General features: G+C 24.1%; 9 protein-coding genes. 2 read left to right on the top strand and 7 right to left on the bottom strand.

Annotation, left to right across the window (positions count from 1 at the left end; all coding sequences use genetic code 11):
* Positions 1-736 precede the first annotated feature (736 nt).
* Both CLTHE_RS02990 and mgtA read left to right on the top strand, forming a co-directional pair.
* Positions 737-2,011 carry a hemolysin family protein gene (locus tag CLTHE_RS02990; RefSeq protein ID WP_080021930.1) on the top strand — a complete coding sequence of 425 codons (1,275 nt, stop codon included), beginning with the start codon at positions 737-739 and terminating at the stop codon, positions 2,009-2,011.
* Between the two features lie 403 nt (positions 2,012-2,414).
* Positions 2,415-5,060, top strand: a complete 2,646-nt coding sequence (gene mgtA, locus CLTHE_RS02985) for a magnesium-translocating P-type ATPase (RefSeq protein WP_080021929.1) — start codon at positions 2,415-2,417, stop codon at positions 5,058-5,060.
* 306 nt (positions 5,061-5,366) lie between these two features.
* Here mgtA and CLTHE_RS02980 read toward each other — a convergent pair whose 3' ends face one another.
* The 7 genes from CLTHE_RS02980 to CLTHE_RS02950 form a co-directional block, all read right to left on the bottom strand.
* Positions 5,367-7,559 carry a type IA DNA topoisomerase gene (locus CLTHE_RS02980; protein ID WP_080021928.1) on the bottom strand — a complete coding sequence of 731 codons (2,193 nt, stop codon included), beginning with the start codon at positions 7,557-7,559 and terminating at the stop codon, positions 5,367-5,369.
* 103 nt (positions 7,560-7,662) lie between these two features.
* Positions 7,663-8,166 (bottom strand): TspO/MBR family protein, encoded by a 504-nt coding sequence (locus tag CLTHE_RS02975; RefSeq protein ID WP_080021927.1) that lies wholly within the window; start codon positions 8,164-8,166, stop codon positions 7,663-7,665.
* Between the two features lie 61 nt (positions 8,167-8,227).
* The gene (locus CLTHE_RS02970) at positions 8,228-10,150 is read right to left on the bottom strand and encodes a sensor histidine kinase (RefSeq protein ID WP_080021926.1); all 1,923 of its coding nucleotides are present in this window, start codon (positions 10,148-10,150) and stop codon (positions 8,228-8,230) included.
* A 4-nt stretch (positions 10,151-10,154) separates the two neighbouring features.
* Positions 10,155-12,029 carry a sensor histidine kinase gene (locus CLTHE_RS02965; RefSeq protein WP_080021925.1) on the bottom strand — a complete coding sequence of 625 codons (1,875 nt, stop codon included), beginning with the start codon at positions 12,027-12,029 and terminating at the stop codon, positions 10,155-10,157.
* Positions 12,030-12,140: 111 nt separating this feature from the next.
* Entirely contained in the window at positions 12,141-14,291 is a 2,151-nt protein-coding gene (locus tag CLTHE_RS02960; RefSeq protein ID WP_080021924.1) for a YhgE/Pip domain-containing protein, read from the bottom strand.
* Positions 14,292-14,461: 170 nt separating this feature from the next.
* The gene (locus tag CLTHE_RS02955; RefSeq protein ID WP_080021923.1) at positions 14,462-15,595 is read right to left on the bottom strand and encodes a glycosyl hydrolase family 8; all 1,134 of its coding nucleotides are present in this window, start codon (positions 15,593-15,595) and stop codon (positions 14,462-14,464) included.
* A gap of 86 nt (positions 15,596-15,681) precedes the next feature.
* Positions 15,682-16,227: a lytic transglycosylase domain-containing protein gene (locus tag CLTHE_RS02950; protein WP_080021922.1), complete on the bottom strand. Its 546-nt coding sequence runs from the start codon at positions 16,225-16,227 to the stop codon at positions 15,682-15,684.
* Positions 16,228-16,235 lie beyond the last annotated feature (8 nt).

Below are 16,235 nucleotides of genomic sequence, written 5' to 3'. Positions count from 1 at the left end.
GCTTTATATATAATGAATAAAATATTAATTATTATATTTTAAAATTTTATATTTAATTTTTATTGTATTTTTTTCCTTTAAAGTTATTTTTTATAAAATTAAAATAAATATAAAATTCTATTTTTTATCAAAACGCCTATATTTTTATTCCATTTTTTTGATATTTTTTTAATATTTTTTTTATTTTTTTTGTACACTATTTACATATTGTACTTTTTTTCAGTTCTTTTTAGCAGGTTCTATAAAAATATTCATAAATTCCAAGCTATTTTTAACAACTTGATATTGTATTCAATGCTTGACTTACATATTATTTTTTTGTATTGTTAACCGGTTTACCTATTTATCAAAAAAAATGATTCATAATTATAATTTTCAATTTTAGCTATATAGTTTTTTTGAAATTTATTATCAGATTAATTTTGCTCTTTATTCAATACTTACTTTTATCAATTTAATTTCATTTTTTTATTTTAAAACTCAACTATATTTTTGCTACATATGTATACATTACTATATTAATCTTTTATTTCTATAAGTTTTCTTATTTTTTATCTTTAAATCCCCTATTGTAAACGGTATTTAAATTTAATGACTACTTATACACATTTAATTTTATTTTATAAATATCTAAGCATATCTTATAAATTATTTCAATTATTATAGCTTGTATATTATGATTAATTTACTTATAATTTTTATAATACTAATGAAAATTTTAGGAGTGTGATGATACTTGGACTCTAGTTATACCGGAGAAATTATATTACTAATCGTATTTCTTATTCTTTCAGCTTTTTTTGCTATGGCAGAAACATCATTAATGTCTCTAAACAAAATAAAAATTAGACATATGGCTGATTCTGGAGTAAAAAAAGCAAAGCTTGTTGAACGTTTAATAGAAAATCCTAATAAACTTCTTGGAGCTATCTTAATAGGAAATACTATTTCAAATGTTGCTACTTCTTCTATAGCAACATCATTATCAGTGAAACTTTTACACGGTAGCGATACAGCAGTAGCTATATCAACTGCTATTACAACTGTATTAGTACTTATTTTTGGTGAAATAACACCAAAAACTATTGCAAAACAAAAATCTGAAAAAATATCTTTAAGAGTTTCAAAGCCTATAAATATGTGTGTATTACTTTTTAAGCCTTTTGTTATTATCTTCACCTTTATTTCTTCTATCTTTATTCGTTTATGTGGAGCTGATCCTAAAGCCTCCGAATCTCTTTTAACTCAAGAAGAACTAAAAACAATGATGGATGTTAGTGAAGAAGAAGGTATTTTAGAAGATGTAGAAAAAGAAATGATATTTAATGTTTTTGATTTTGCTGATTTACATGTAAAAGATGTTATGATTCAAAGATTAGATATAACTGCTATTAATAAAAACAGTAGCTATGAGGAAGTTTTAAATGTGATAAAAAATGATCAGTATTCAAGAATTCCAGTTTATGATGAAAATATAGATAACATAATCGGAGTTTTAAATGTCAAAGATCTTATAATAAATGATGATATAGATAAAGATTTTAATCTTACTAATTATATTAGAGAAGTTCTTTTTACATTTGAATTTAAAAAAATAGCTGAATTATTCTCTGAAATGAAAAAAACTAGAAATCATATGGCTATTGTTTTAGATGAATATGGTGGTACTGCTGGTATTGCTACTATAGAAGACCTTATTGAAGAAATAGTTGGAGAAATTGAAGATGAATATGACCAAGAACATAATATGATGACAGCTATAAAAGATAATGAATACATAGTTGATGGTAGTGCTCGATTAGATGATTTAAGTAAATTTATAGGAATTAATATTGAATCAGATGAATTTGATTCAATAGGAGGGTTAATAATAGAAACTATTGGTGGCATTCCTCGTCCAAATGATAAAATTATAATCAATGGCGTAAAATTTATAGTCGAAAAAGTTGATAAGAATAGAATTAAAAAAGTTAGAGTTTTAACTCATAATTTAACTATTGAACAAAAATAAACACATCTTAACGGTGTGTTTATTTTTTATTTCTTTTATTTTTATTTTTGACATATTATCATTTTCTTGCTATTTTCTTTATAAAATACATATTTTATTAACATACATTTTGTTAATCATATATGAATATTAGGCATTTGATTAATAATTTGGTAAAATTCGCTTTGATTTTTATAATGCCAAAACACTTTAAACTTAGTTAAATCAACGTATACACATAAATAACTAATATTAAAAAATTATTTTTACATGAGAACTTATTTTTTTATTATAATATTCTCAAAGTGACAAATTACTTAAAAAGATAAATTTATCAATTAGCACTTAAGTAACAACTCACCTTAATACTAATTATATGCTAAACTACTTTAACTAATATGTTAGAAAAGAAGGTGAAATTTCAATGATTAGTAAAAATAATCAGAGAAAAAAAGAGTTCAATCAAGAGTATTTCAAAAAAATAACTAATGAGATTCATTGTAACAGTGAGCTGTCTAATGAGGAACTTTTTAAAAAGTTTAATAGCTCTCCTAATGGATTAACTAAAGAACAAGTAGATAAAAATATTTCTACTTACGGAAAAAATGATACTAGAGATGATAAGAATGAACCTGTTATTATTCAATTTTTTAAGTCATTTCTTAATGCATTTGTTTTTGTATTAGTTATTATCGGTATTATCACATATTTGACCAGCATTGCTTTTGTTCCAAAATCTCAACAAAGTTGGTCACAAATCTATATTATAGTTGTCCTAATTTTAGTTAGTGGAATAATTACTTTTACTCAAGAGTTCAGATCTGAAAAAGCCGCAGAATCTTTAAGGAAACTCATTAAAAGTACATGTTTTGTTAAAAGAGATAATAAAAATTTCTCAAAGATAGATACTAAAGATTTGGCTGTAGGTGATATTGTAAAATTACAAACTGGTGATATCATTCCAGCTGATTTAAAAATTCTAGAATGTAAAGACTTTTTTGTTAGTCAATCTACTTTAACTGGTGAAGCTGAACCAATAGAAAAACACATATTAAATCACAGCAATAGTTCTGAAATTGGCGAATACACAAATATTTGTCTCCTTGGTACTAATGTTGTTAGTGGTACCGCAACTGCAATTGTTATTGGTACTGGCGAAAATACATATTTCGGTGCAATGCAGGATTCTCTACAAGAAACTGATCCTGAAACAAACTTCGATAAAAGCGTAAAAAAAGTTTCAAAAATGCTTTTAAAATTTATGGCAATAATGGTTCCTTTAGTTCTTGTTATAGATTGGTATCAAACAAAAAGCTTTACAAGTTCTTTAATGTTTGCTGCATCATTAGCAGTAGGTTTAACACCAGAAATGTTACCTACTATAGTTTCTGAAAACCTTGCAAAAGGTGCTGTTAGAATGGCAAAGAAAAAAACTGTTGTAAAGAAAATTGGATCAATTCAAAACTTTGGTTCATTAGAAATACTTTGTACAGATAAAACAGGAACATTAACTGAAGATCATATTAAAGTTGAAGAATGTATGGACATCTCTGGAAATCATTCAGATACAGTTCTTAAATATGCTTATATAAATAGTGTAAGTCAAAATGGATTACAAAATGTTATAGATTTTGCAATAATAGAAGCTGCAAATGAAAGAAATTTTGATAATACAGTAAAAAATAAAATCAATAAATTAGATGAGCTTGCTTTTGACTTTAATAGAAGAAGAATGTCAGTTCTTATAAATGAAAACGATAATAATATTCTAATTACTAAAGGTGCCTTTGAAGAAATGCTTCAAGCTTGTAAATATGTTGAAATCAATGGTGAAATTTTAGAAATTGATAATAAGGTTCTACGTAATTTAAAAGAAAGAGTTGATTATTTAAATTCTGAAGGTATGAGAGTTATTGGAGTTGCTAAAAGAACTTTAGATAAAGCATCTCTTACTTTAAAAGATGAATCTGAAATGACATTGATTGGATTTATAGGATTCCTAGATCCACCTAAAGAAAGTACAAAAGAAGCTTTAGAAGCTTTAAAAAATTATGGTGTTGATGTAAAAATTTTAACTGGTGATAATGAAGTTGTTACACAAAAAGTATGTAATCAAGTTGGTTTTGAAATCACTGGAATTTTACTTGGTAATGATATTAAAAATATGACTGATAATGAACTAAGAAATGCAGCTTTAAAAACTAATGTTTTTGCTAAATTAAATCCTATTCAAAAAGCAAGAATTGTACGAGTATTAAAAAATGCTGATAAAGTTGTTGCTTTTATGGGTGATGGTATAAATGACTCTATAGCTTTAAAAGAATCTGATATTGGAATTTCAGTTGATACTGCTGTTGATATTGCTAAAGAATCTGCAGATATTATATTATTAGAAAAAGATCTTATGGTTCTTAAAGAAGGTATAATCGAAGGAAGAAAAGTTTTTGCAAATACAACTAAATACTTAAAACTTACTGCAAGTTCAAACTATGGAAACTCTCTTAGTGTTCTTATGGCAAGTATTTTCTTACCATTCGTTCCTATGCTTCCTATTGAACTTCTAGTTCAAAATTTAATTTACGATATTACTCAAATTTTTATTCCTTGGGATAATGTTGATGAGGAACTTATTGCTAAACCTAGAAAATGGGATTCAAAAGAAATAGGAAAAATGATGATTGTTTTTGGTCCTACCAACTCTCTATTTGACCTTATTACATTCCTTACAATGTGGTTTATCTTTGGTTGTACAACAAATGCTACAGCTCCATTATTCCAAACAGGTTGGTTCATAGAAGGAATATCAAACTCTGTATTCGTTCTATATGCTTTAAGAACAGAGAAAGTGCCTTTCTTCCAAAGCAATCCATCATGGATATTTAACTTATCAATTATTGTAACAGTTATATTTGGTTGGGCTCTTCCTTATTTACCTATAGGACGTGCAATGGGTATGGTTTATATAACTCCTTGGTATCTTGTTTATATCTTTGTATTAATGATAATATTCTGTATGTTATGTCAATTTACTAAGAAGCTTTATATAAAACGTTTTAACAGACTTTTATAATATTATTTAGGAGGTAAAAAAATGAGTACTTCATTATTTATTCTTGGTATTGTAGCTTGGTTTATTGCTTATCTTGGATTACCAGCTTTAGTACTTATAAAAAAAGATTTATAAACAAAATGTAACTAAAATCTAGAGATGTTCAAATTCATCTCTAGATTTTTTTAATTCTCTCAAATAAAAGAACTATAAAATCTTTAATTGTTTTAAGATTTTATAGTTCTTTCTCTATATAATTCTATCTATTTTTAAAACTACTAATTTTGAATCAAATAAAAAAGTTTTTTCTCATTTTATTAATATTTTTTATAAAAATTCAATCTTCCAATTAAAGTACCCTGTTTCTTTATTTAATTCATATCTAAAATAAGCTGAAAAAGTATTTCCTTTTTTACTTTTTAAATTTCTAAAACCTACTTTTCCGTTTTTAAGTAAAAGAGCTACCATTTCTTTTGAAACAGTCTTTCCAAAAGAAGAAATATATTTATCATCTTTCCAAATTGTATATTTGCAACCATTTTTCCAATTTGAACATCCAAATCCTTTTTCACCTTCGATAACTGGATTACCACATATAGGACAATTTCCTATACTTTCTTGACCTTTCTCTAAATCTACTTTAAAGTGTTTTAACATAGAATTGTCATTTTTTATTTTATTTACTCCTTCTATTGTAAAATCCTTTATAAGTTTTAAGAAATCTTCTTTTTTAAACTTTCCTTTTTCTATATCTGAAAGAGTTTTTTCAAGTCTTCCTGTATATTCAAGGTCTAAAAGCTCTTTAACAGGAAATATTTCTACCATAGTCCTTCCAAGCTCTGTACATGTAAGACTTTTTCCTTTAGTTGTAATATATCCAACATCTTTAAGTTTTTTTATAGTTTCTGCACGAGTTGCAGGAGTTCCTATACTAAATCCACTTAAAATTGAAGCCATCATTTCATCACTATTATTTTCTTCTTTATTTTCATCCTCTGGCTCTTCTTTATCTTTTTTAATATTTTTTCCGCAAGTTTCCATAACTCTAAGAAGAGTTTTTTCAGTATGTTTTTTAGGTGGTTTTTTAGTTACTGAAGATACTTTACTAGAAACTACGTCTATTATATCTTTTTCATTTACCATAGGAAGTATAGTATCCTTACTTTCTATTTTTTCTACTACCTTCCAACCTTCAACAAGTTGAATTTTTCCTTTAGATATAAATTCACCCTTTAATTCTGAATCATTTATTTTAGTTACTATCTTACTTTCCTCATATTCTGCTACAGGCATAAATTGCATTATAAATCTATTTTTAACTGCATTATATACTATTTTTTCATCTGCACTTAACCCATTTGGCTTCATATATGTTGGAACTATGGCACTATGGCTTTCAACCTTTTTATTATCAAATACTCTTTTACTTTTAGTAAATTTTATTTGATCTTCATAAGGTAATCCTTTTTTTATATTTTCTAATACTTTTTTTGTTCTATCTACTAAACTTTCCTCAAGTGCAATACTTCCTGTTCTAGGATATGTTATAAACTTCTTTTCATAAAGACTTTGAGCTACTTTTAAAACTTTATCTGAAGTCCATCCCTTATATTTACTAGTTATATGCCCTTGTAAATTTGATAAATTAAAAAGAAATGGTGGATAATCTTTTTTCTTTTCTGTTTCTTTTAAAACTATAGTTCCACTTTTTCCTTCTAGCTTTTTTCCTATAGCCGCTAAATCATTTCTATTTTCAAATTTTTCAGAGTTATTTTCATAATATAACCCTTCAAACTCTTTATTTTCATTAGTTTTAAACTTTGCTACAAGTTTATAATAAGTTGTTGCTTTGAAATTTTCTATTTCTTTATCTCTATCATAAATTATTTTTAAAGTTGGAAGAAGAACACGACCTATATTCAAAATTTTATTATCTTTATTTAATTTATATCTTATAGTAGATACAGATGTTAAATTTATTCCTATTATCCAATCAGCCCATTGCCTCCCAATACCTGCATCTTGAAGGGATTGCATTTCTCTATTATCTTTTAAATTTTTCATTCCTTTTTTAACTTCAGTTTCTGTCCACTCATTTAAAAGAAGTCTATAAATAGGTTTTTTTTCATTAAAATAAAGAAATATTTCATCACCTATTACCTGTCCTTCACGGTCAAAGTCGGTTGCTGATATTATTCCATCTACATCTTCTCTATCAATTAATCCTTTTATTATATCTAATTGTTTTTTTGCTCCTTTATCAGGAATAGATTTATTTATGTTATCACTTTTTATTTTATACATAAATGTATCTGGTATAAAAGGGAACTTCTCCATTCTCCATCCCTTCATATTTTCATCATAGTCTTTTGCATCATAAAGTTGCAAAAGATGACCAAATGCCCAAGTTATTATGTAATCTTCACCTTCAAAATATCCATCTTTACGTCCTTTTATTTTAAAGGCATCTGCAATATTTTTAGCTACTGATGGTTTTTCTGCTATTATAACTTTCTTCAAATTATCAGCTCCTAAATATTTTTCAAAAAATAAGGCCCTCTTAAAACTTAGAGGGTCTTATTAAAATTATACTATTATTTTTTTAAAATTCCAAATCTATTGATTACATTTCATTTAAAAACCATACTCCAAAGTTTAAATATCCTGCAAAAATAGTCCAAAGTAAATATGGCAATAATAATAATCCTGCTAATTTATCAACTTTATAAAATTTAATTGTTGTAATTATTATAAAAATAAATAATATTATTAGCTCTATAAATGCTATTCCATATAATCTTAACCCGAAAAATAATATTGGCCAAAGTAAATTTAACAATAGTTGAATTCCGTATATAAAAATACTATTGCTACCTTTTCCAGTTATCTCTTCTTTCATGTAAACTCTATAACAAGCTATTCCCATTAATAAATACAGAATTAGCCAAACTACCGCAAAAATCCATTCTGGTGGTGATAAAGGTGGCCTTTTCAAAGTAGAATAGAATTCTCCCATGTTACCGCCACTTATAAGTATTGATAATCCTGCACCTATAAAGGGAATTAATATTGATATTAATAATGGTTTTAATTTAAATTTTCCTTCAACTTTAAATATGTTAGTCATTTTTTCTCCCTAAAACAATTACTTACATATTATTCTATACGTTTTTTCTTTAAATTATTCTTTAAATAACATCAGAAAATTCAATATTAACTTTTTCTTTTAAATCATTTATTGAATAACCACTTTTATAGTCAACAGTTAATCCTTCCTCTATAGGAAGTTCTATTATAAAAATATTATTAGCTTTATCTTTAGAATAAAATCTTAATGCTCCAGAATGAGCAAATAACAATTTTTTTGATAAATATAAACCTAATCCACTTCCCTCATTTTCTCTAGTTAAGCTCTTATTTATCTTCGTAAACTCGTCAAATAAATATCCTTCCTCTATTTTATTTATTCTTTGTCCATTATTAGCAACTATTATTTCAACATTTTTATCTGTTTTCCTTATATCAACCTTTATTTGCCCATCATCTCTATTTTTATTTCTATGTTTAACACTATTTGATAATAAATTTAGAATTACTCTTTCAATGGCATCTCTATCTATATTTAATGGAATTTCTTCATGTGTTGAATCAAAAATAATATTCATATTATTTGCCTCTATAGAATCTATACAATGTGTAACAACATTCTCTACAACTTCAACAATATTAAAAATACCTTTATTTATCTTAAAATAACCTTCTGAAAATTTATTTGCATCTATAAAATTATTTATAGTTCTTATAAGTCTTAAACAATTTTTTTTAATTTTTTTATTATTCTCTTTGACTTTATCGAATTCATTTTTTTCTATATCTATTTTATTTAATTCTAAAGCTACATTTATTATATTTATTGGTGTTCTAAGTTCATGCGAAATATTAGTAAAAAACTCATTTTGAATATCTTCATATCTTAAACATGATTCATATTCTCTTATTTTTTCTTCATATATTTTTATCTCAGTAATATCTTTCATATATATCATAAAAACATTGTCACTAATTTTAACTGTATATATTTCTATATATATCCAATTATTTTCTACATATATTTTAGCTCTTCGCTTATTTCTCTCAACCCATTGTATTTTTTTAAAAAAGTTTTTTTCAGAAAAATTTTTATTATCTTCTATTCCTAACATAAATGCAGCACTTTTATTAGCATATCTTATTTTTTCTCCATATAATATTATTCCATCATTAAAATCATCAATTAAGTTATAATATCTTGTTTCTTCATTGCTTTTTTTTATATCAAGCATGTCCATTATATATAATCTTTTCTGTAATTCCTCTAATATTATTCCTTCTTCTTTTTTATTATCTTTAATTTCATTTTTCATACTAGATATTTCTAAAGAATATATATTTTTTGCTATTGCTTCATAAATTACAAAATAAGCAATAGTTTGCAAGCAATTTGGTAAAATATATGCATAATTATTAAATATTAACATTCCTAATGTAATAATTCTAACCGCTGCAATAATTATTAAGTATATATTTATATATTTATTTTCAATATTATCTTCTTTTCTAATCAAAAAAAATAAAAATATAACTAATGCAATATTTAATATTAATACTATATATTTAATCTCGAACTTTCTAATAAAATATATAAATCCCCAAGTTATTAACATAACACTTAAATATCCCATAAAGGCTTTGAAATTAGAAAATTTATTTTTCATAAAAAACATTGCTGCTATAACTATTAATAATTCTAAAGTTAATAAGCAACTGGTTGTATATAAAAATAAATCTGCTTTTATATCTCTATATACATATGTTCCTAAAAATATCTTTGAATATTCTAATATCCCAATTGATATAAACCCAATTCCTAAATATTTATAAAAACTAAAGTTTTTTCTAAATATAGTTAATAAACTTAAAACTACTGCAATAGATCCACAAAAAATATCTGTTAGCTTAATATATAACCATACTCTTTCATTAAAATTAGAGATTATAATAAATATCAAATGAATAATAAAAACTATACCTCCAATAAAAAATATTCTTTTATACTCTCTTAACCAATTCATTTATTTAGTTCTCCCTAATAAATCTCATAACTATTTCAGTTCCTACCCCTTCTTCACTCTCTATAAAAATTTGTCCGTTTTGTGCTTCTATTAAATTTTTTACAACATACATTCCTATGCCACTACTCTTTAATATTGCTTTTTTTGTTTTCTTATCTTTTGAATATCTTTCAAATATCTTATCTAAAAATTCTTTTTTTATTCCAATTCCAGTATCTCTAATAATTATATATACATAATTATTTTCACTTTTTATATCTACAAAAATTTTTCCTATCTCTTTATTATATTTAATTGAATTAGATATTAAATTTATTATTATTCTTTCCATAAAATCATTATTAAATTTAATATAGATCTCTTCTTCTTCTGTATCAAATTGCATTTCTATATTTTCTTCTTTTGCATAACTTACAAGACTTGAAAATACATCTTCTACAAAATATACTATATTCCCTTTTTTTAAATTACATTTTAAAGCTCCTGAATCTATTTTACCGACATCAATTATATTATTAGTTAATCTCTTTAATACCAAATAATTTTGTTTAGAAATATTCATATGATTCTCTAATTCTTTTTTATTTCTATTATTTATAAATATATCCTGAACTTGTGCAGAAGAATATATTACATTTATAGGAGTTTTTAAATCATGACTAATATTAGATAAAAAGCTTCTTTTTATATCTTCTTGAAGTTTTTTTTCTATTATTCTATTTTCTATATTTATATATTTTGTTCTCGATGTCATATCAGTTAATATAATTATAGCTTCCCCTTGTTCTAAACTTCTATCTTTTACTTCTATAGTAACCTTTTTATTATTTTTCTTAATTATACCTATGTTACCTTTTTCGTCTAAATAATTTATGTTTTTATCATCAATTATTTCTATTAATTTATAAAAATTTACCCCAACTAAATCTAAAAATTTTTCCTCATCAAATAAATCTAAACACTGTTTATTTGCATAAACTATATTATTTTTATTCAAGTTTAATATTAATGTTGGAACTGGTATATTTCTAAATAAATTTTTAAATGTTTTTTCTATATCTTTTATAAACATTCTGTTTGATATAATTTTTTGATTTGTTAATTTTAAATCTTCATTTAGATAGCTTACTGATTCTACTGCTTCTTTAAGTTCATTTTCTATTTTCCCATAAGGTAAATTTATTATTTTATATATTAAGCAAAATATAAGTGTTGATTCTGTTAAAATAGTAAAATAAATTAATAAATACGATATAAATTCATTATTTTTATATATAATACTTAAAATTAATACTATCTGTCTAATCAAAAATAAAGTTATATAAATATATATATAGTTTATACTATAATTATTTTTCAATTTTGGTATTTGTGATTTTACTTTAAGAGCATAAAATATACTTATTAATAAAAAAAATAATATAAACTTATATTTTTTTAAAAATACTAGGCAAATAAAAACAGCTAACATTTTTAATACATTATTTTTCTTACTATTTTTTGAATTTATAAAATTAATTACAATATCTACTCCTAATAATATAATCGAAATACGCATTGCATCAATAAAAAAACTATTAGTTAACTCCCAGATATCTTCTAATATAATTTTATAAATATTAGTAGCAGATATTATCATAAATACAATAGCTATATACTTATAATATTTATGCTTATATACATTTTTCATTGAAAAAACTAATAGTATTAATACTAAACTAATTATTAAATAATATATTTCTGATATGTCGTATATATCTATTTTTATATAGTATAAAGAACTTATAATAGTTGATAATATACATAAACAGAATATAACCTTAAAAAAATAAATTTTATTAATATAAATTAATTCAACTCTCTCAATATTCTTTTTCATACAACCCTCCTTCTATAATTTTACTTTATTTTACTTTATTTGTGAAGTTTGCAATTAAATGTTGGTATATAAAATAAAAAAAGAAGTTACTTCTTGTAACTTCTTTTCATTTTAATGTTCTACTATTTCACTTTCAGCTAATTTTTTTATAAATTTCTCACTTGCTTTATTAAGTGGCTTTTTAAGTATAGCTCCAATTACAATACAAGGTATAATTAAAGCTGCTAAAATAGCTAGATCTTTCATAAATAAATCTTGAACTCCACCTGCAACTAAATATCTCATTCCATCTATAGCATATTTAAATGGTAAGAAAGGATTTATTCCTTTAAAGAATCCTGACATAACTTGAACTGGGAATGTTCCTCCTGATGCTGCAACTTGAAGTACTAAGAATATTATACATATTGCTTTACCTATATTTCCAAATACCGATACTATACTATAAATTATTGTTATAAATACTAAACTTATAAACATACCTAAGAGTACAAAGCCAAATTTATTTAAAACATAAGTTTTCAGTATAAATATATCTCCCATTGTTACTACAAATCCTTGCAATATTCCAATAGATATAAATGTTAAATATTTTCCAAAGAATACTTCATGAGGTTTTATATTTTCTTTTTCTTTGTCTATTCCTTTAACTGATACAGTTAAAATAGAAACAAGTATTAATCCTCCAACCCACAATGAAAGTGTAGTATAGAATGGAGACATAGCTGATCCGTAATTAGGAATTTTAAATAATCTATTTTCTTTTATATTTACTGGATTTCCTAAGAAATTACTTTCACTTTCCCAGTTATTAGTTAAAAGACTTAATATACTATCTACATTATCCCCTTTATCAACTTCTTTTATTTTTCCTACTATTTTACTTAAACTTTTTTGCATTTCTGGATAATTATCTTTTAATTTCTTAAGCTCAGTATTAGATAAAGCTGTTCCTTTTTTCAATAATCCTAATGTTTCTTTTACTTTAGGAAGAGCTTCTTTTGTTTTTTGAATTGTTTCTTCTCCATTATTAGCTAAAGTTATTAAGCTATCCATACTTTCATTTATTTTTGGTAGTATTGTGCTGTCATAACTATTTAAAATTTCATTTATTCCACTTGAAACATTTTTAAGCTTAGTTTTTAATTGTTGTATATCAGCTGCATTTATTACTCCATTTCCATTTAGAGTATTTTCTATACTATTTATCACATTCATAGTATTATTTATTCTATCTTTTAAGTTATTTAATTTTCCTATAGTTCCATCTAATTTTCCATTTTGATTTATATTATTTAGTAAATTAGATAAAGTACTCACTATATTATTTGCTGAATTTAATCTATCTTTTATTAAACTTAAATTTTTTATTATTGTATCTTTATCTACATTACTTTCAATTGAATCACTAATTGTCAAAGTACCATCAATAAACTTTTTAGCTAATCCTAAATCTTCTTTTACCATTGGTGATATTTTATTTATAGCTTGCTTAGAATTATTTAAGAATGTTTCACTGCTATTTAAAACATTATCTGCATTATTAAGAGTTTTTTCTAAGCTTGGTACAATAGCATTTACTTTATCTATCATTTGATTTACTGTTATTGTTCCGTTATAAGCTTTATTTATTAAATCTCCAATTTTATCTGAATTATCATTTAAATTATAAAGAAGTTTAACTGCATCTTGTATTTTAGGTCTTTCATTTATATATCCAAATCCTATTTCATTAAATATTTTAAATATTATTCCATTTACAGTTTTAACAATTGTACTATCTACATTTTGCTTTAAGGTTTCTACACCCTTATCTGTTATCTTTGGAGCTATTGCATTAGCTGCCTCATTTACTGTATAAACTAAATCTGGTCTTTTTATGTCTTTTGAAGTTAAAGAAATTATATCTTGTGAGAAATCTTTAGGAATAGTTATACTCGCAAAATATTCTCCTCTTTCCACCCCATATTTAGCCTCTTCACTTGTAACGAAATTCCATCCTAAGTTATCATTTTTCTTAAGTTCATTTACAAGTTCATCACCAACATTTATATTTTTATCTTTATAACTTGCTCCTGTATCTTCATTTACTATAGCAACCTTTATCCCCTTTGTATTTCCATAAGGGTCCCATGATGATTTTATATTAAACCATGCATATAATGAAGGAAGAATTATCAAACCTATTACAACTACTAGAGCAACCCAATTGGTAAATATTTTGACTAAATCTTTTTTATAAATTTTAAAAATATTTTTCATTTATTGTTTCCTCCCCATAATCTATGAACTTATTATAACATTTTTATGACCAAAAGTCATTTATTTTTTATAAATTTTTATTCATCTTAAATTTATAAAAATATTTTTTACATAATAAAAAAATCTATATTAAAGACTTCTATAAATAGAATCTTCAATATAGATACATTTTATTCTACATCTCTATAAGCAAGTAATGCATTTAAATTATCAAATGAATATACTTGCATTGTTTTTTTATCTCCATATCCACCATAAAGCTTACTCTTTTTATCTAAAACTTGATAAGCATTAAGTTTTCTTAGAGCTAGAGTGTAAAGTTCTTTATTATTTTCTATTTCTGCTATTTGTAATAAATTTGCATATATTGATGTTGATTGAATATCAGATGTCTTTTCTCCTGTAGCATCATTATAAGAAACATAAATTGCTCCATCTGTTTTAAATTTATCTATTATCCAATTTAAACTTTCAGAAATATTTTGGCCTACTTCTGCTTTATCTAATAATATTATTGTATTTAAAAGCATATCTACATTTTCATCATTATCATATTTTTTAGTTTTTATATCATAATATTTTCTGTATAGAGGTACTTTATTACTTATAAATCCTCCATTTAGTATTTTCTCTGATTCAACTCTAATACTTTTCCATTTAAAATCTATATTATTTAAATATTGTAAAGCTTCTAAATCAATATAGCAAAGAGTTACTTTATCACTATTAGTTTGACCATCATTAAAATCAACAAGAAGATTTTCTGTTCTTAATTTTCTATATACTCCATTTGCCATTTCTATAGCATAATATCTGTATTTTAAATTATTCCACTTTTCTCCTCCCATAATAAGAGCCTTAATTATTCTTAAATCATCTATGGTTGCTGAGACATCAGATTTTTTATCTCCATCAACTCTCCAACTTATAAGCCCATTTGATAAAAGCATATTATTCTTTATATACTCAAATGTCTTATTAAATCCTTCTTTATCATCCCTTTCAAGATAATATAAAAGCATTAATCCTTCTGATTCAGATAAAACAGAATCTCCTTTTGTTATATCCCCATCATTTTTTTCATTAAGATAATTAGTTTTTATTCCTCCATTAACTGTAGTCATATGATTTTGTATAAAATCATATAAAATCTCTTCTCTACTAGTTGGAGCTCCATTTCCCCAAGTTTGTACTATCTTTACTGGAATAAAATATGGAAGTAATGCTTTTACCCCTATAAGTACTATTAATATTAAGGCTAATCCTAATCCTACTCCTAGTTTTATCCCCATTTTCTTACCCATTATATTTTGCTTTACCCTCTAATAATAACCTATTTATTAAAAGGTAACAGCTTCACCTCCTCTATATAAAGCACATACTATATTTACTAATTATATAGTTTTTTATATATTTTATAATAAATATTTACTTTATCTACATAATTTTTAGTTTCTTTAAAAGGAATATAAGTTAACTTTTTACCATCATCTGAATATTCATTATTCTTAAGCCATTTATTAACATTTCCTCTTCCTGCATTATAAGCAGATACAATTAAATCTCTATCCCCATCAAATTCTTTAGATAAATTATTTAAATACCAACAACCCATTTCTATATTAGTATTTTCATTATATAAGTCATTTACATTAAAATTTTCCATTTTCATTTGTTCTGCTATCCAAGTACCAGTTTCCTTAGTTATTTGCATTAAACCTACTGCATTTTTATGAGAAGTTGCATCAGGATTAAATCCGCTTTCTGCTTTCATAACAGAGAGAACAAATAATGGATCTAAATTATATTCCTTACTATATTTAATTACCGCATCTTTATGGGCATATGGAAAGAAATAATCTTTTATAAGGATTCTCCCACCTATAATAACAATAACTAATACAACTATTGCTATTATCCATTTTTTTAATTTCATTAGTCTTC

Source organism: Clostridium thermobutyricum DSM 4928, from assembly GCF_002050515.1.
In the GTDB taxonomy this organism is placed as follows: domain Bacteria; phylum Bacillota; class Clostridia; order Clostridiales; family Clostridiaceae; genus Clostridium; species Clostridium thermobutyricum.
The sequence above is the reverse complement of the archived record's forward strand: the minus strand, read 5'-3'. Positions and strand labels throughout refer to the sequence as shown.

What these genes read in the sequence shown, in the direction of transcription:
- mgtA (WP_080021929.1), top strand. Translation starts at nt 2,415, where the DNA reads ATGATTAGTAAAAATAATCAGAGAAAAAAAGAGTTCAATCAAGAGTAT.
- CLTHE_RS02975 (WP_080021927.1), bottom strand. Translation starts at nt 8,166, where the DNA reads ATGACTAACATATTTAAAGTTGAAGGAAAATTTAAATTAAAACCATTA.
- CLTHE_RS02970 (WP_080021926.1), bottom strand. Translation starts at nt 10,150, where the DNA reads ATGAATTGGTTAAGAGAGTATAAAAGAATATTTTTTATTGGAGGTATA.
- CLTHE_RS02965 (WP_080021925.1), bottom strand. Translation starts at nt 12,029, where the DNA reads ATGAAAAAGAATATTGAGAGAGTTGAATTAATTTATATTAATAAAATT.
- CLTHE_RS02960 (WP_080021924.1), bottom strand. Translation starts at nt 14,291, where the DNA reads ATGAAAAATATTTTTAAAATTTATAAAAAAGATTTAGTCAAAATATTT.
- CLTHE_RS02955 (WP_080021923.1), bottom strand. Translation starts at nt 15,595, where the DNA reads ATGGGTAAGAAAATGGGGATAAAACTAGGAGTAGGATTAGGATTAGCC.
- CLTHE_RS02950 (WP_080021922.1), bottom strand. Translation starts at nt 16,227, where the DNA reads ATGAAATTAAAAAAATGGATAATAGCAATAGTTGTATTAGTTATTGTT.